This window comes from Anabaena sp. UHCC 0187, assembly GCF_009712035.1.
In the GTDB taxonomy this organism is placed as follows: domain Bacteria; phylum Cyanobacteriota; class Cyanobacteriia; order Cyanobacteriales; family Nostocaceae; genus Dolichospermum.
This window is the reverse complement of the sequence record NZ_VILB01000014.1, coordinates 374,649-389,798: the sequence shown is the minus strand read 5'-3', so window position 1 is coordinate 389,798 and position 15,150 is coordinate 374,649. Positions and strand designations below refer to the sequence as shown.

Annotated in this window: 18 protein-coding genes; 10 read left to right on the top strand and 8 right to left on the bottom strand. The window is 37.0% G+C overall.

What is annotated here, in order from left to right; all coding sequences use genetic code 11:
• Positions 1–10: 10 nt before the first annotated feature.
• Positions 11–1,072 (top strand): MAE_28990/MAE_18760 family HEPN-like nuclease, encoded by a 1,062-nt coding sequence (locus FJR11_RS18225; protein ID WP_168506209.1) that lies wholly within the window; start codon positions 11–13, stop codon positions 1,070–1,072.
• Positions 1,073–1,220: 148 nt separating this feature from the next.
• On the opposite strand, the gene FJR11_RS18220 is transcribed toward FJR11_RS18225, so the two are convergent.
• Entirely contained in the window at positions 1,221–1,976 is a 756-nt protein-coding gene (locus FJR11_RS18220) for a TspO/MBR family protein (protein ID WP_168506207.1), read from the bottom strand.
• 104 nt (positions 1,977–2,080) lie between these two features.
• Between FJR11_RS18220 and FJR11_RS18215 the strand changes: the two genes are divergently transcribed.
• Positions 2,081–2,680, top strand: coding sequence for a glycosyltransferase family 39 protein (locus FJR11_RS18215; RefSeq protein ID WP_168506205.1), 600 nt, complete (start codon positions 2,081–2,083; stop codon positions 2,678–2,680).
• 39 nt (positions 2,681–2,719) lie between these two features.
• Positions 2,720–3,721: a hypothetical protein gene (locus FJR11_RS18210; protein WP_168506203.1), complete on the top strand. Its 1,002-nt coding sequence runs from the start codon at positions 2,720–2,722 to the stop codon at positions 3,719–3,721.
• Positions 3,722–3,768: 47 nt separating this feature from the next.
• Here FJR11_RS18210 and FJR11_RS18205 read toward each other — a convergent pair whose 3' ends face one another.
• From FJR11_RS18205 to psbB, 5 genes are all read right to left on the bottom strand, one after another.
• Entirely contained in the window at positions 3,769–4,776 is a 1,008-nt protein-coding gene (locus tag FJR11_RS18205; protein ID WP_168506201.1) for a mechanosensitive ion channel family protein, read from the bottom strand.
• Positions 4,777–4,901: 125 nt separating this feature from the next.
• The gene (locus tag FJR11_RS18200) at positions 4,902–5,636 is read right to left on the bottom strand and encodes an HAD family hydrolase (RefSeq protein WP_168506199.1); all 735 of its coding nucleotides are present in this window, start codon (positions 5,634–5,636) and stop codon (positions 4,902–4,904) included.
• Positions 5,637–5,765: 129 nt separating this feature from the next.
• Complete coding sequence (locus tag FJR11_RS18195; protein ID WP_168506196.1) at positions 5,766–6,878, bottom strand: 30S ribosomal protein S1; 1,113 nt, start codon at positions 6,876–6,878, stop codon at positions 5,766–5,768.
• A 270-nt stretch (positions 6,879–7,148) separates the two neighbouring features.
• The gene (locus tag FJR11_RS18190; RefSeq protein WP_168506194.1) at positions 7,149–7,262 is read right to left on the bottom strand and encodes a photosystem II reaction center protein T; all 114 of its coding nucleotides are present in this window, start codon (positions 7,260–7,262) and stop codon (positions 7,149–7,151) included.
• A 97-nt stretch (positions 7,263–7,359) separates the two neighbouring features.
• Positions 7,360–8,886: a photosystem II chlorophyll-binding protein CP47 gene (gene psbB, locus FJR11_RS18185; protein WP_168506192.1), complete on the bottom strand. Its 1,527-nt coding sequence runs from the start codon at positions 8,884–8,886 to the stop codon at positions 7,360–7,362.
• A 771-nt stretch (positions 8,887–9,657) separates the two neighbouring features.
• On the opposite strand from psbB, the gene FJR11_RS18180 reads away from it, so the two are divergent.
• The 7 genes from FJR11_RS18180 (at position 9,658) to lepB (ending at position 14,135) form a co-directional block, all read left to right on the top strand.
• Positions 9,658–10,596 (top strand): hypothetical protein, encoded by a 939-nt coding sequence (locus FJR11_RS18180; protein ID WP_168506190.1) that lies wholly within the window; start codon positions 9,658–9,660, stop codon positions 10,594–10,596.
• Positions 10,589–11,728 carry a hypothetical protein gene (locus FJR11_RS18175; protein ID WP_168506188.1) on the top strand — a complete coding sequence of 380 codons (1,140 nt, stop codon included), beginning with the start codon at positions 10,589–10,591 and terminating at the stop codon, positions 11,726–11,728. The genes FJR11_RS18180 and FJR11_RS18175 overlap by 8 nt, the downstream gene beginning before the upstream one ends.
• 189 nt (positions 11,729–11,917) lie before the next feature.
• The gene (locus tag FJR11_RS18170) at positions 11,918–12,082 is read left to right on the top strand and encodes a type II toxin-antitoxin system Phd/YefM family antitoxin (protein ID WP_254444780.1); all 165 of its coding nucleotides are present in this window, start codon (positions 11,918–11,920) and stop codon (positions 12,080–12,082) included.
• A gap of 229 nt (positions 12,083–12,311) precedes the next feature.
• Positions 12,312–12,806, top strand: coding sequence for a LysM peptidoglycan-binding domain-containing protein (locus tag FJR11_RS18165; protein ID WP_168506186.1), 495 nt, complete (start codon positions 12,312–12,314; stop codon positions 12,804–12,806).
• Positions 12,803–12,988 carry a hypothetical protein gene (locus FJR11_RS18160; protein ID WP_168506184.1) on the top strand — a complete coding sequence of 62 codons (186 nt, stop codon included), beginning with the start codon at positions 12,803–12,805 and terminating at the stop codon, positions 12,986–12,988. The genes FJR11_RS18165 and FJR11_RS18160 overlap by 4 nt, the downstream gene beginning before the upstream one ends.
• An 11-nt stretch (positions 12,989–12,999) precedes the next feature.
• A complete protein-coding gene (locus tag FJR11_RS18155) occupies positions 13,000–13,494 on the top strand; it encodes a nucleotide exchange factor GrpE (RefSeq protein ID WP_168506182.1) in 495 nt (164 codons plus the stop codon).
• A gap of 68 nt (positions 13,495–13,562) precedes the next feature.
• Positions 13,563–14,135, top strand: coding sequence for a signal peptidase I (lepB, locus tag FJR11_RS18150; RefSeq protein WP_168506180.1), 573 nt, complete (start codon positions 13,563–13,565; stop codon positions 14,133–14,135).
• Between the two features lie 40 nt (positions 14,136–14,175).
• Here the strand turns inward: lepB and FJR11_RS18145 are convergent, their stop codons facing one another.
• Both FJR11_RS18145 and FJR11_RS18140 read right to left on the bottom strand, forming a co-directional pair.
• The gene (locus FJR11_RS18145; protein WP_168506178.1) at positions 14,176–14,709 is read right to left on the bottom strand and encodes a ComEA family DNA-binding protein; all 534 of its coding nucleotides are present in this window, start codon (positions 14,707–14,709) and stop codon (positions 14,176–14,178) included.
• A 26-nt stretch (positions 14,710–14,735) separates the two neighbouring features.
• A complete protein-coding gene (locus FJR11_RS18140) occupies positions 14,736–15,107 on the bottom strand; it encodes an NINE protein (protein WP_168506375.1) in 372 nt (123 codons plus the stop codon).
• Positions 15,108–15,150: the final 43 nt, after the last annotated feature.

Sequence of the window (15,150 nt, the reverse complement as noted above, 5' to 3'; positions counted from 1 at the left end):
GATAGAAATTATGAATATACAATCATTGGAAAACTTCAAAAGAGAATTAAATCAAATAAAAGAATATTTAAAACATATTCAATATGTAAATGATGTAGCTGCTTATTCTGTTCTAGAAACCGATAAGGAACAAATCAGAAAATTACTAAATACTCTAAAAGATCACGACAGAAGTTTTAGAACAGATAAACGAATATTTGAATATAAAGCTTCTATTATCTCACTTTATGGACTGCTAGAAAAATATGTAGAAATATGGATTAAAGAATATCTTGATTCCCTGTCTAGAGTAGTACCTGAATATAATCAACTGGATAAAAAGATTAGAGATAATCATTTTGAACTTTCTTTAAAATTAACTAATACTATTACAACTAGGGAAAGTGCTAAATATCAGCATCTTACAAAAGAGGAGGTATTAAAGAAGCTAAATGAATGTATCGTTAATCCTAGCAACTATCAAATTAACACAGAAGCATTTGTTCTTTTATCAGGTAATTTAAAACATAATAAAATTGCAGAGCTATTCAAATATTTAACCTTAGATTTTAACAATGAATTATCAAAAAATGAAGACCTTAATAATGAAATTGGTTTAGATAAACCTACTATTTCTCAAACAAGTAAGGATGATTTATATAATAAAATTAATGACTTAGTGGAAAGAAGAAACCAAATCGCTCATGGTTCGGAAGTTTTAGATATTTTAGGTATTTCTGCATTAGAACCTTATATTCAATTTCTAGAGAAATATTGTCAAGCCATTTTTGAAATATTAGTTGAACAACTTATCAAGCAAGAATCAATACATACTTTTCAAAAAATAGAAAATGTGATTAAAATTTTTAGTAATAAAGTATTAGCATTTGAAATTGAAAATTATACGATAAAAGTTGGAGATATGCTAATTGTTGAAACTAAAGAAGGGCAATTTTATAAAAAGCCTATTCTAACAATTCAATTAAAGAACGAATCATATCAAGAACTTACAGTTTTAGAAAAAACAAATATTGCTGTAAGCGTTGAGCCTAAAATCAAAGATAATCAAATATTTTACATAATCAAGAAATAATGCTTTAGCGAAGCTTACCGAATATTACAGCACTATATTAGGCGTTTAAATTCCTGAATTTCAGTGGTAGAGAATTAATTTTTCCCTACCGTTTTTCATGGATATTAAATGCGGTCTTTGCTTTCCTGTTAAGGTGAATTTTGAGTATTTATTTCTCCACAACAGCCAACTTCAAAGGATACAAAGGCTCAGATCCATTTAACTGCCAAATTCTGAACACCAATGCACTAGCAACAGTTAACCATACACAAGAAAAAGATAAAATCATTCCCGCTAAAGGAACAGTTTGCCAATAAATTGCCGTTACGACTATAGCCGATAACCAAGGTCCTAAAATCACCACAGGAACAGCAGCACCTAATCTCCGTTCTACGGTAAAGATCGTATTCCAAGTATCTCCTAAAGCCAGATGTACCACAAACAGAATTAAAGGCAATACCAAAAATTGGTGATTCATTTCTTGCCAAACTAACACAGAAGAAATTACCCGCAATACAGCAATGAACATCCAAACAATGGGAAATGCTAAAGGTGGAGGAGACCATCTTGGTCTAATTACCTGATCATACGTTGTCCGAGAACGGGTATTATCTAAAAGAGAAAAAATGCGGGAACGGATACTTAATAGACCAAAAAATAATGCCGTGACTAAAGTGCTAAACCAACTAGGAAAAGCAGAATTTTGATCAATCAACATGATTAATTTTTCCATTCCCAGCAATACAAGAATCATCACTCCTATTTGCAGAATAGTTCCTAATTTATAAACTAAAACTGCATTGATATCTAATTCTTGTATATCCGCTGCTGATGTATTTAGGGAATGTTGTTGATTCTCAGTTTTTACCCCCATCACTGTGTTGACAAACTGTTCAAGGATGCCACTATTATTGGATTGATTCATAATTAACAGATAGCGAGTAGTTTGTAATTAGTCATAATCAGTTATTATATGATATTATCATCATAAAAAACAAATACTCTGATAACAGGAAGCTAAAGTTTACAGTGATAAAATTACTTCATTTGCCAAAAAGATGGTATGTTTTAGGATTAATTATTTGGATAGTACCATTACTATTATTTAATCATGGTCAGCATAGTCTCATTGCTCATGATGAAACCACCTATGCTATCCGCACTCGCTGGATGCTAGAGTCTGGAGATTGGTTAACTCCCCAATCTTGGTCAGAACTTGCTTACGAAAAAACACCAGGGTTCTATTGGATTTTAGCATCTATTTACAAGATATTTGGTATTAGTGAGATAACATCTCGAATCCCTTCCCAATTTGCTTCTATTCTCAGCATTTTCCTAGTTTATGAAATAGCAGCAATGTTATTAAATAAACGCATAGCTTGGTTAGCTTCGGCAATTTTATCTGTATCTTTTCTGTGGTTACAAGTTAGTAGGTTAGTTGCTCCAGATATTATTACTATTTGTATTGCTCTTTTTGGGATTTACTGTTTACTGAAATCAGAATTATATCCTAAATATCGTTCTTATTTGGGTTTGGCAACAGGTTTAACTTTTGGGATAGGATTTTTAATCAAAGGTCAATTAATATTTGTCCCATTTATTGGTTTATTACCTTATTTGATTGGGTAAAATCCCCGTCATCGTCATCTTCATAATCCTCTGTTGTATATGGGTTTTGTTATCGGCTTTATCCCCGTTATTACATGGTTTTGGCTAAGTTGGCAACGTTACGGTTCAATAGTTTTTGAACAGTTTTTTGGTTTTGTAACTAAAATAGCCACAGAACAGCGAAATGGAAATTCACCTTTTTATTATTTATGGAATCTACCTATTAAGACGTTTCCTTGGCCTTTATTTAGTATTTTTGGGTTACTGTTAGTTTGTCGTCGTTCTTTTATTAAAAATGGTTTGATATTAGTTGTTTGTCCTCTAATTATCTTTCTAGAAATTAGTATGACTTCTACTCGTTTACCTCACTATTCACTCATGCTTTGTCCTTGGATGGCTATTTTAGCAGGAATAGGATTAGATTGGTTAGGTGAAATTTATAATCAACATTTTCAGAAGACAAAATATTTTTTCTTACCTCGGAATTTAAGCTATATATTTGGCAGCTTAGGTGCTGTTGTTTTTCTAGCAGGTATAATTCTGAATACAGGGATTATACAGATTAGTGTTAGTGCAGATATTAAAACTTATTCATCAATCGGGTTATTCTTAGGATTAGGTTGGTTAAGTTTACCAATAATTTGGCTTGCTTATCATCGTTTTGGGCAGAAGTTTTTAACAGCTAATTATTGGTTAGCAGGTTGGTTATTACCTGCATGGTTTGCTATAGCTGTAGCTGGTAGTAATGGTTTATTAAGTAATTACAGTCCTGATGTAAAATTGTTTGTAAAAAAATCAGAAATTGCTGACGTACTCAAAAATCAATCTATTAATTTTGTGGTACAGAAAACTGAAACAATGACAACAGGTGGTGATAAAGCTCTTTTGTTACTTACTTTTGAAACTCCTAGTTTGGGAAAAAGATTTCAAAAACTTGCAGATGTTCCTATTAATAATTATGCTTGGGTTAGCCCTGAAGTAGAAATAGGTTTCTTAACTAATGAACGTCAAATTGGTACTTTTAGAGACTGGAAATTGATTCAAGTAATTGAAAGAAAATAAGTAGTTCTACTTATCTCTTAAGGATACAAAGGTTCAGACTAATTCATTTAGCTTTCGTGTACATAAATATCTCTGATAGGAAAGGGAATTTGAATTCCTTCTCTCTGAAAGCGTTTGTGTAATTTTTTCACAAATAGATGTTTACCAATTCGTTGGTCAAAAAATTCACTGACACGCATATAAAGAGTAAAATCAATACTGCAATCATTAAAAGTATGAAATCTCATATACGGTTCATTTGCAATTAATTCTGGTGCAATTTCCCGCATGACTTCCTTTGCAACTTCTACAGTTACTTTTTCCACTAATTCCAAATCACTATCGTAGCCGACACCCACATTCATTGTTAAGGTAATTTCCTTAGCAGGGAGATGATAATTAGTAAAAATTGACGAAGCCAACTTAGAATTAGGGACAATAATTACATTGTTAGAAATTTCCTTGATAGTAGTATTACGCCAGGTAATATCTGTGACATAACCTTGATAACCATCATCTAATTTTATATAGTCTCCAGTTCTTACCTGCTTAGAAATAATTAAATAAAAACCAGAAAATAAATTAGCTAATGTATCTTGCAGTGCTAAACCTACTGCTAAACCTCCAATTCCTAAAGTTGTCACAATGGGTGTAACTTCAATACCCACAGTTTGGAGAAGAATTAATGTTCCCAAAACCAAAACAGCAGCTTTAGCTAAATTAGAAACTAGAGATGTAGAAACTCCTTCGGTTCTGCGAACGAATAAATTTACAAAACCGGCTGTCAATCTAGCCAAGACTAACGTTACCGAATACAGTAAAACTACAGTCAGAATTTTTTGTAGCACATAAGTGATATTTGGCTGAATAGGGGAACTGAGAATAGCCCAGAAAAACCCTGCCAAAAGAAACCAAATAAAGGTCATTCTGTGCAGTGATTGAAATATAATTTCACTACCAGGAATTCGTTTATTAGCAACAAATACTTTCAATTTTGTGAAAATAACTTTTTCACCAATTATCCCAGCCAGTAAGCCAGCTAGAACAAATCCAAGCGGTATAATCCATTGAATCATAGTTAATTTAGAATTGAAGATTTCAAATTAGGATATCAAATTTAGTTATAGTTACTAAATTTTAACTTGTTAATTGCCAAAAAGTTTCTGAATTAGTGCGTCAATAAATAAAAGCAAAAAATCATTCAATTCTCAACAATCTGAATGTCATCAAGTTGATTAATCACCACATCTGCACCTTTAACATTATCTGCCCTCCCAATCCAAGTAATACCAATACAGCCAGCGGCTTTAGCATCACGTGCCATTTGCATATCACCCACAGAATCACCTACCATTAAAGTTGCCCCTGGTGCTACTCCCAAAGCTTGACAAGCTTCTAAAAATAGTGCCGGATCTGGTTTACTTGGACCCTCATCAACTCCCTTTTCCAGTTGCAAATAATCGCTTAATTGGTGATTAATCACAAATTTCTCGACATCTTCAGTAGTTGCTGCTGACAGAATCCCCAATTTTAATCCCGCTGCTGACAAAGACTTTAATACCTCCAAACTACCCACAAATAAAGGTGAAGGGGTTTTGTTAACATATTGATCAGCTTCTTCTAAAGCTTGACGGGCAATTTTCAAAGACTCAAACCATCCTCTCCCGGTTTCTGCAATATAGGCCGCTGCTGCAACTTCCGTTTCTTTACGACTCGCTACTGATATTAAACCCGCTGGATCTAAGAAGTCACCATTAATACCAAAAGCCATTAATAAAGGTTCACCAATACCGGGAATTTGCGCGTCTATTATCCGCGTTGCTTTTTGTCCTAAAGTTCTTAAATATGACTCGGAATCTTCTAAAGTACCGTTTTTATCAAATAAAATTGCTTTAATATGAGAAAACGCAATGTTTTTACATTTAATAGTTACCATATTTTTCAGTTGTTAGGGAACAGAGAATAGGCAAATTGAATACCCAACTGCCATAAAAAAAGAGGGGAAAACCCTCTTAATTCATTACTTTCATGATCTAAGTTGTCGGTAATTACAACTATAAATCTATTACTCAATAGCTGCTGGGATCTCTTCTGAAATCTCTGTTGCTGCGGGAATTTCTTCCTCAGCTACAGCTTCCACAGGTGTAATTTCTTCAGTTACAGCTTCAACTGATGCAACTTCTTCAGCTACAGCTTCCACAGATGCAATTTCTTCAGCTATGGCTTCTTCATCTACAGCTTCCACAGGTGCTACTTCCGCAGGTATAGTAATACCTTGCTGTTTGGCAAGCAATTGTTCCCGATACTTAGCTGCCATTTCTTCGGCCTTATCGTAAACCAAATCACGGTTTTTGATCATGTCACCGGGTTCGGGTTCTAACTGTTTGGTAGACAGCGAAATCCGTCCCCTTTCTGCATCCAAGTCAATGATCATTACTTTCACTTCATCATTAACATTGAACACACTATGAGGAGTGTCAATATGCTCGTGGGAAATCTCAGAAATGTGTAGCAGTCCGCTCACGCCACCAATATCAATGAAAGCACCATAAGGTTTGATACCGCGAACAGTACCAATGACCACTTCGCCAACTTCCAAACGGTTCATCTTGCGCTCAACCAGCGCTCGACGATGGGAGAGAACTAAGCGGTTACGCTCTTCATCTACTTCTAAGAATTTCAAAGGCAGTTCTTCGCCTACCAAATCTTCCTTGGGTTTGCGAGTGCTAATATGAGAACCGGGGATAAAGCCGCGTAATCCTTCAATTCGCACTAATGCACCACCACGGTTGGTTGCGAAAACGCCAGAACGGACAGTAGCATCTTCTGCTTGCAACTGCCGCACTCGCTCCCAAGCCCGCATATACTCAATCCGACGAATTGAAAGGGTGAGCTGACCATCTTCATTTTCATCGGTAAGGATGAAAAATTCCCGTGTTTCGTTTGATTGTAAGACTTCTTCCGGGGCATCGACCCGGTTAATAGACATTTCTTGTATGGGTATATATGCTGCGGTTTTCGCACCTATGTCAATCAGAGCGCCGCGCGGCTCTATACTGAAAACTGTACCCGGTACGACATCACCAGGGCTGAAGTGATAGTCGTACTTATCAAGTAGAGCAGCGAAATCTTCGTGGGTAAATCCAATTTCTGTAGCGGTTAAGTTCTGATTGACCATGCTAATGTATTCCTGGGTCTAGTCTCCGTAAAGGTTTTGTCATAAATTCAGTGTATATCTAAGCAGTTGAACTTCAGTCTACACTTATATTCCTGTCTCATCCTAGCTTAGAATTGCTAGTCTTAACACATATCAACTTCCAGATAGAAAATTATATCGCACAATTTAGTCAATTGTCAGTTGTCCATTCAAAAATTTTAATCCGTTGCTACTAATTTAGTAGCAACGGATATAGGGTTGATCACCCTTTAAAATTCTGGTTTTAACAACCTAATTGTTCTTTTCTTCTTTTTTCTCAAACCGAGGGGGTTCGCGGAAGGCGATCGCAAAAAAGAGAACACCTATTGCTAGGGTTAAAATCAAGATGTAAGCAACACTTTCCATATTTTTCAGATCCTGCCTATTGAGCCAGTAATTTTAGTTTACCAAGCCGGGGAAAAAGCATGAAGTAGAAAAATCTACTTCACACCTCATCCAAGTTTTAAGCTTCCGTTCTCCGGCGAGTTGTCTTGTCACCCAGCTTCTGGAACAGACCCCATTCAACTTGTTCTTCTTCAATTTCCACACCGGCAAATACATCACGGTAAATTGTCCGTGAACCATGCCACAGGTGACCAAAGAAGAATAATAAAGCGAATACAGCATGACCAAAGGTAAACCAACCTCTGGGAGAAGTCCGGAATACACCGTCAGATTTCAAAGTTTCTCTGTCAAATTCAAAGATTTCCCCACCTTGAGCTTTGCGGGCATACTTCTTGACATCAGCGGGATCTGTAAAGGTTTTACCATTCAGATTACCACCGTAGAAGCTGACAGTAACGCCAGTTTGTTCAAAGCTATATTTAGATTCTGCCCGACGGAAGGGGATGTCAGCACGAACAACACCATCTTTATCGGTCAAAATTACTGGGAAGGTTTCAAAGAAGTTAGGCAGACGACGAACTGTTAATTCCCGTCCTTCGGCATCTGTGAACACAGCGTGACCTTGCCAAGATTCAGCAATACCATCACCATTCACCATTGCACCTGTACGGAATAGACCACCTTTAGCGGGGCTATTACCAACGTAATCGTAGAAAGCCAGCTTTTCAGGAATCTTCGCCCAGGCTTCAGTAAGAGTTGCACCTTCGGCAACACTGGTTTGCACACGACGCTGAATTTCTTGACGGAAGTAGCCTTGATCCCACTGGTAGCGGGTAGGGCCAAAGAGTTCAATTGGGGTCGTAGCGTTACCGTACCACATAGTTCCAGCCACTACGAAAGCAGCGAAGAAGACAGCAGCAATACTGCTAGAAAGTACGGTTTCAATATTCCCCATCCGGAGGGCTTTGTAGAGCCTTTCTGGAGGTCTAACTGTCAGGTGGAATAAACCCGCGATAATACCGACTACACCAGCCGCAATATGGTGAGCAACAACACCACCGGGGTTAAAGGGGTTAAACCCAGCCGGACCCCATTCTGGTGCTACTGGCTGAATACTGCCAGTGATACCATAGGCATCAGATACCCACATTCCTGGACCAAATAGTCCAGTCTGGTGGAAAGCACCAAAACCAAAACAAAGTAAACCGGATAAGAACAGGTGAATACCAAACATTTTTGGTAAGTCTAGTGCAGGTTCACCAGTGCGAGGATCTCTAAAGAGTTCCAAATCCCAGAAAACCCAGTGCCAAACGGCAGCCAAGAATAATAAACCAGAAAGAACAATGTGAGCAGCAGCAACGCCTTCAAATGACCAGAAACCGGGGTCTACTGCTGTGCCACCAGTTACGCTCCAACCGCCCCAAGATTCGGTCACGCCTAAACGTGCCATGAAGGGAAGTACGAACATCCCTTGTCGCCACATGGGGTTAAGAACTGGATCACTAGGGTTATAAATGGCTAGTTCGTACAGTGCCATTGAACCTGCCCAGCCAGCTACTAAAGCTGTGTGCATTAAGTGTACAGAAATCAGCCGACCTGGATCATTCAGTACGACTGTATGTACTCGGTACCAAGGTAGTCCCATTGACTAACAAGCCTCCTAGATAGTTATGTTTACAAAGCAATTTTCTTACTGAGGTTCAAAAAAGACGGAAACCGCCAATCTGAACAATCTCTGAGTTTTTTTATTGCTGATTTTGAGTTTGGCAATACCGACGCACTACCATAGATTCAGTTCTTTTGTCAAGAACTAGCTGTTTGAGTGTTTGAGTAATTGCTAAACAAAAATGAGAATATTTTAAAAAGTGTAACTATTGATGGAACGCTTTGCAAGCGTTTCCATCGCTGGGGTTACGTAGTTTGTGGCTCGAATATCGCTATCAGTCCCCAGAAATGCTGGTTATAACTTGATCTATCGGCAAAGCTGAAGTTTTTTCAAGTCCACTATTCCAGGATAAAACTAAATTGGGGTTTTATCAGGCGAACTGCTTGCAGCAGCGCTAGTACCCTCCGGAACGCTCCGCGAACGCTATCGCTTATAGAGAAACTACAGGTTTTATTTGAGACTGAGTTTACGCATAGAAATTCTGGCGATTGGGGAGGAATGGACACAAAAGCCTTTAATTTGGGTATGAAGTTAGGTAGTCATTTGGAAAATTCTATATATAACTGAGATATTGACGGTAGCCAGAAAATTTATTGATATTGTCTGGATATTATGGTACTGTCAAATCGTTTATGATACTTTCTTTCATCACCGAAATCCGTTAAATTTATCAACAGAGAGTTGCAAGACAATAAATGGTTATGCTACTTAACTAGAACTTCATACGTGTATTAAGGAATATATATTATTATGGGAGAGTGGTCTAGAAGAATTGGTGAAATAGGAGAAGAAATCGTTAGAGAATTCCTTGAATTGATAGGTTGGGGAGACTCACAACGCAACTTGACCCTTCCCTGTATGAAAGGTCAGCGTCATAAAAATGGAGAAAGACCTCGAACCACTCATGGTATAGATTATTTATTTTCCTACGAATCTCAACTTTCCAATAGAACACTTGACCACCTAGTCATTTCGGTCAAATACACACTAGATCCATACCCTAAAAATCCCAACAGCAAATTTAAAGAGCATTTTTTAGATTTGGCTAAAACAATGGAGTGCTTCAAAGGATCAGAAATTCGTCAGTCCTCTAGTAGTCAATTTTCGGGCATAGATAATGCTAGAGAAATCGGAGTCCTTTTTTGGTTAAGTAATGATGCCTCAGGAACAGGGGATATACTTCAAAGAGTTGCCGGTGTCCGCGGTATTGAAGATTATAAATATAATTCAATTTATGTGGTAGATAACAAGTGCATAAGTTTTATTTATGATGTTATTAAATATTTATCAAGCAATAAACCGAACTCAGAAATTGAATTCTTTTATCCTAATACTGGTAAAAACTATAATCCTATTAATAAACAATCGTCAGGTAAAATCCTTCCTGTAGAGTTTGTTAATTCTGGTGTACTGCCGCTGAAGCTTAGTAATAAAGATGATAGCAAGACGTTTGTTGTAGCTGTAACAGATGATTTTCAACAAGATCATTTAAAGAGGTTGATGGGACTATCTTATGAAATTACATCAAATTTTGCAAAGGACACGCTGATTCTATTTCCAAATTATGATCGAATCCAGCACGAAAATCAGGTGAATGAGGCAAAATCTAGCTTTAGGGATAAAAAATTTACTGAAACAGTTAGAGTTTCTAGTTATCGAACAGACTTTAGGAATACGAGCAATGAATAAAGAACCTGAAGATATAGATCAGATTTTGCCTTATGGAGAACTTCTTCGTGGGTTTATGGAGCAGTCATTTGTAGGAAAAAGTGACCTTAAAGACGTGCTTAGAAATCGTGGAGTATTTACGCATAACACAGAGAAACAAGATACTATACCAATCTTGTCATCTACAATCCTCAGCCCAAGTGAATTTGATTATCTAAGAGAATGTCAAAATTCAAAAGAAGATAACCCAAAAATTATTACCCAAACAATTGAGTGGCAGTCAAAAGATACATTATTTGATAGCGTTCCAGAAAGACTGAATATTAATTCTGTTTTGGATTTAGAATTTTCTAACTATAAAGTTGTTGGAAGTCCAACTTTTGTTCCAGTTAATGGTGATCCAGACTGCATAAGGATGGATTTTTCAGTTGAACGGGAAGATATGTCGAAAAACTGGGCTACTAATAAAAGTACATTTTCAGGTAGTTTAGAGTTAAAGAGGATGGAAGAAGAAGGAGATATTAAAATAGTCGTGACACACACTGCAAATGAAACTAAGTATGTTGCGTCAAAGGTTTCTAGTAGTTTAGTAAAACATTTCAAAGATAAAGGTCACATAGATCAATCAAAAAAAATTGAAAAAATTCTCTTTTCGAGATTTTCAAATTCGGGTAGGATTAAATATCTTCTTTCCTTAACGGAGAATTCTAAGTCGATAATGCTTGATTTTGTTGATATCGTAGATATTGAATTTTCTCCAGATACAAGTAATCCTCTTCCACAAGGTATTGAGTGGATGGAACGAAAAATTGATGACCTAAAATTAAATGGTAATGCTTTACATCAAACTTTCTTTTTTGACAATAAAAGCTATTATGATTTTCTTCATCTTTATAACGTAGATTCTAAATTTAAATTTAATGTCAAAGGACTCATTGGAGAATGTGTAATATCAGTAGGATTTCCAGATTATGGACGGACAAAAAATGATGATGCAGAAATGGAAGTAAATATTAGAAATATGTCTTTTGACATTTCTCCAAAAGGAACTATCAAGTCGGAGATAAAACAAATTTTGTTAAAGGAAATCGAAAATGAGAAAATCACCAATTTTAAATACTATGGGTGTACTCAAGATGCTCAAAATGAGTAGGATTTAAAATTCCATCTATTGATAAATATTTAACATAAGCTGTAGAGTAAAACGATCTACCAATTCCTCTAAGATAAAAGATTAAGTTGAGATACAAATTCTCGAAATATCTCTTTCTTAATTTTACTTTAATCATAAAATTTATAAGTTAGAATTTAACTAATTACTTAACAAATAAAGGAGGATAAAATGGATGCAATAACTACTCAACAAGCAAGTCATGACTTAGATGGTTTGATAGATCACGTGATTGCAGATGTAGAACCAACTATTATTTGTAATGATAAGGGCAACAAGGCTATTTTAATTTCCCTAGACGAATTTTCATCATGGCAAGCCTTAATTGAAGAATGAAACTCACATTTACAGAAGCTGCATGGCAGGATTATTTGTGCTTGGGTCTTAGATGCAGAGTATTTATTGCGTAGCTGCGAGAGCTTGATCAATTGTTGCGGTTCGATGATTCCCCAACTTTAGCAAGAACGGTTACAAAACTTGAGTCAAGAATTACAATTTGCTATTAATACTAATAATATCTCCTGAATGGAGTATCACAGTATAGAATGATCACGGGACTTAGACGATGAACACCAAAACTAAAATTGATTGTCCTGTTTGCGGGTATCAAGGAATTGAGGGTAATACCTGTCCTAATTGTGACACAGATATTTATCTAATTCGCTCCTTAGAAGAATTACCCCAGCGGCCAAAATCTTGGACAACAGGAATCGCTATCTTAATGTTGATGATAGGCATTACCATCGGTGCGGGAGGTAGTTTTTTTGCTCTACAAACAGCTATATATACCGCAACTGTCCCTAATCCTACAGCTTCTACTAATCCCAACCCCACTCCACAGATAATTACTCCTGTCGTCTCCAAACCAGCCCCATCACTAGTTACTTATACTGTTAAATCAGGAGATACTCTCAGTAGTATTGCCGCAAAATTTTGTAGTAAACCTACTGATTGGCAATTAATAGTTGCCGCTAACTCTGAATTACAAAAACGGGAAAATAAGTTAGATATAGATCAGGTGTTAAAAATTCCTAGTACCTGTAAAAATAAAACCCCATGAGCATAGTTGACAGCTTCAAGCAAGCTAGTCAGAAAGCTGAAAATTTCGCCCAAAAAACACAACTGAGGAAAGCGGTAATCACTGCGGAAACAGCCCTCAGTCTATGTCAGCTTTTGAGTAATTATCCTCATCCCCAAATCAACACTTGGGCTAAAAAAATCTTGATTAATTATGTTATCTAAAGAGATTTCCCGTGTCTGACTTATCCCCCAACTATCTGATTAGCTTAGAATTACGAGAATTGCTCGTACAAAAACTCGGCGTTCTTCAAAAAGATAATCTGGTATTACAGCAATCTTTGAAAGAACAGCAAACCCAAAGCACAGCCCAAACAGAAGATTTATTTTTAGAACTTTTAGAGGTTGCTGATGCCTTAGAAGCTTTATTAGACTATCTAGAAAATAATCCCCATCCTAGTCCAGAATTTATAGAAGGTTTACCCAGATCCTTATCTGTAGTTAATCGGAAATTTCTCAGTGTATTAGGAAAGCGTCAACTTTTACCTATAGAATTACAGGAAGGCACAGAACCAGATTTTAATTTATGTCGTGTCATTGATCGGGAAGAAAGAACAGATATCCCAGATCAAGCAATTACTAAAATTGTCCGTCGCGGATTTCATTGGGGTGAAAAAGTCCTCCGTCCCACAGAAGTGATTACCGCTAAATCAGATGATGGTAATGGGTAATTGGTAATTGGTAATTGGTAATTGGTAAATTCTTCCCATACACCCCTACACCCCTTATACTCTTGACTATGACTCCTCACGAAAGTGATATAAAAGAAACTTCTCCACAAACAAAAATATGGAGTGGTTGGCAGGAAAATTTAGTTTTAATAACTATTGCCCTCTGTTTAGCACTCCTGATTCGGACTTTTATTGCTGAACCACGCTTAATTCCTTCCGAATCAATGTATCCTACCTTACACACAGGCGATCGCTTAGTTATAGAAAAAGTCTCTTATCGGCTTCATCCTCCCAAAACTGGCGATATCGTAGTTTTTCAGTCACCACCAGAATTACAACGGCGGGGATATCCTCAAAATCAAGCCTTTATTAAACGGGTAATTGGTAAACCAGGGGCAGTAATTAGCATTACCCAAGGCAAAGTTTACCTCAACGGTGAAGCCTTAACAGAAGACTATATCGCTGAAAAACCAAATAGCCCATTTCCAGAAATCAAAGTCCCAGAAGGCGCATTTTTCGTCATGGGAGATAACCGCAATGATAGTAATGACTCTCGCTATTGGGGTTTTGTCCCTAGTGAAAATCTCATCGGTCGTGCCACATTTCGTTTCTGGCCTCTTGACCGCATCGGCTTAATTTAGCAGAAACTGGGCGCAGAAACTGGGCGCAGAAACTGCGCCCCTACAAAAACCGCAAATAATACATTAATTGAGCGATCGCATCCCCTGGTAATTTTAACCGTTGCTGGAAATCGGCCAAATTTCGGTAAGGACCAGCAGCCAAACGATTTTCTACAACTGTCTGTGCCAGGGATAAATCTATAAAAGGAATTTTCGACAAACTCTCTACCGAAGCTGTATTAGGGTTAATCGGCTGGGGTTTATCCAGGGAGTTATTGTCATAATAATTAAAATTTAATAGGGGTTTTAGGGGTTCTAATCGCTGTACTGGCAAACCTAAAGCCGCAGCTACATCTTCAATACAGTAGAATACCAGACCCGCGCGGGAAAGTTCCACAAGCGATCGCCCTTGGTGAATTGATAAGCCAGGTAAACGCAGCCAATCATCCACAGTCGCTTGATTAGCATCAATGCCCAAACCCAATTCAGCCGCCATTTGCACTTCTTCCCCCGATTGTAAACGATAATAAGGGTCATTCAGTAACTTAGCGCGGAGCTTTTGTAATTTCAGATTTAAAGGTAGCCATTTATTCATACTCAAACCAATTTTTTACCTTGTGCCTAAATCCGATCTAACATCTGACGGCGTTTTTGCTCAAATTCATATTCAGAAATTAATCCATCTTGACGCAATGCTTCTAACTCACGTAAGGCATTAGCTACTGATTCTACTTGATTGCCAACTTGAGGAGATACCTGAGCTACTGACTCACCCAAATTAAAATACCGATCAAAAGTTTCTTCATCTTGAGTTAAATACCAAACCCCTTCTATAGCACTAGCTACCTTGGGAATAGGTGTCCAAGATAACAAAACATACAGGATTCCCCAAAGTGGCTGCCCCAAGTAAAATTTATGTAAACCTGAAATCGTCAGTGTCCCAGAAAATGCTAAAATAGCAGCAATACTGCGGCTTTTTCGCTTAGTTAACATCATTTTATCTATAGCTATAGGACTAATATTTGATTCGTAAACT

Coding starts and splice junctions, on each gene's coding strand:
- lepB (WP_168506180.1), top strand. CDS start 13,563: ATGACTCCTCACGAAAGTGATATAAAAGAAACTTCTCCACAAACAAAA.
- FJR11_RS18220 (WP_168506207.1), bottom strand. CDS start 1,976: ATGAATCAATCCAATAATAGTGGCATCCTTGAACAGTTTGTCAACACA.
- psbB (WP_168506192.1), bottom strand. CDS start 8,886: ATGGGACTACCTTGGTACCGAGTACATACAGTCGTACTGAATGATCCA.
- FJR11_RS18180 (WP_168506190.1), top strand. CDS start 9,658: ATGGGAGAGTGGTCTAGAAGAATTGGTGAAATAGGAGAAGAAATCGTT.
- FJR11_RS18210 (WP_168506203.1), top strand. CDS start 2,720: ATGGGTTTTGTTATCGGCTTTATCCCCGTTATTACATGGTTTTGGCTA.
- FJR11_RS18140 (WP_168506375.1), bottom strand. CDS start 15,107: ATGTTAACTAAGCGAAAAAGCCGCAGTATTGCTGCTATTTTAGCATTT.
- FJR11_RS18205 (WP_168506201.1), bottom strand. CDS start 4,776: ATGATTCAATGGATTATACCGCTTGGATTTGTTCTAGCTGGCTTACTG.
- FJR11_RS18200 (WP_168506199.1), bottom strand. CDS start 5,636: ATGGTAACTATTAAATGTAAAAACATTGCGTTTTCTCATATTAAAGCA.
- FJR11_RS18170 (WP_254444780.1), top strand. CDS start 11,918: ATGGATGCAATAACTACTCAACAAGCAAGTCATGACTTAGATGGTTTG.
- FJR11_RS18175 (WP_168506188.1), top strand. CDS start 10,589: ATGAATAAAGAACCTGAAGATATAGATCAGATTTTGCCTTATGGAGAA.
- FJR11_RS18165 (WP_168506186.1), top strand. CDS start 12,312: ATGAACACCAAAACTAAAATTGATTGTCCTGTTTGCGGGTATCAAGGA.
- FJR11_RS18160 (WP_168506184.1), top strand. CDS start 12,803: ATGAGCATAGTTGACAGCTTCAAGCAAGCTAGTCAGAAAGCTGAAAAT.
- FJR11_RS18195 (WP_168506196.1), bottom strand. CDS start 6,878: ATGGTCAATCAGAACTTAACCGCTACAGAAATTGGATTTACCCACGAA.
- FJR11_RS18225 (WP_168506209.1), top strand. CDS start 11: ATGAATATACAATCATTGGAAAACTTCAAAAGAGAATTAAATCAAATA.
- FJR11_RS18145 (WP_168506178.1), bottom strand. CDS start 14,709: ATGAATAAATGGCTACCTTTAAATCTGAAATTACAAAAGCTCCGCGCT.
- FJR11_RS18190 (WP_168506194.1), bottom strand. CDS start 7,262: ATGGAAAGTGTTGCTTACATCTTGATTTTAACCCTAGCAATAGGTGTT.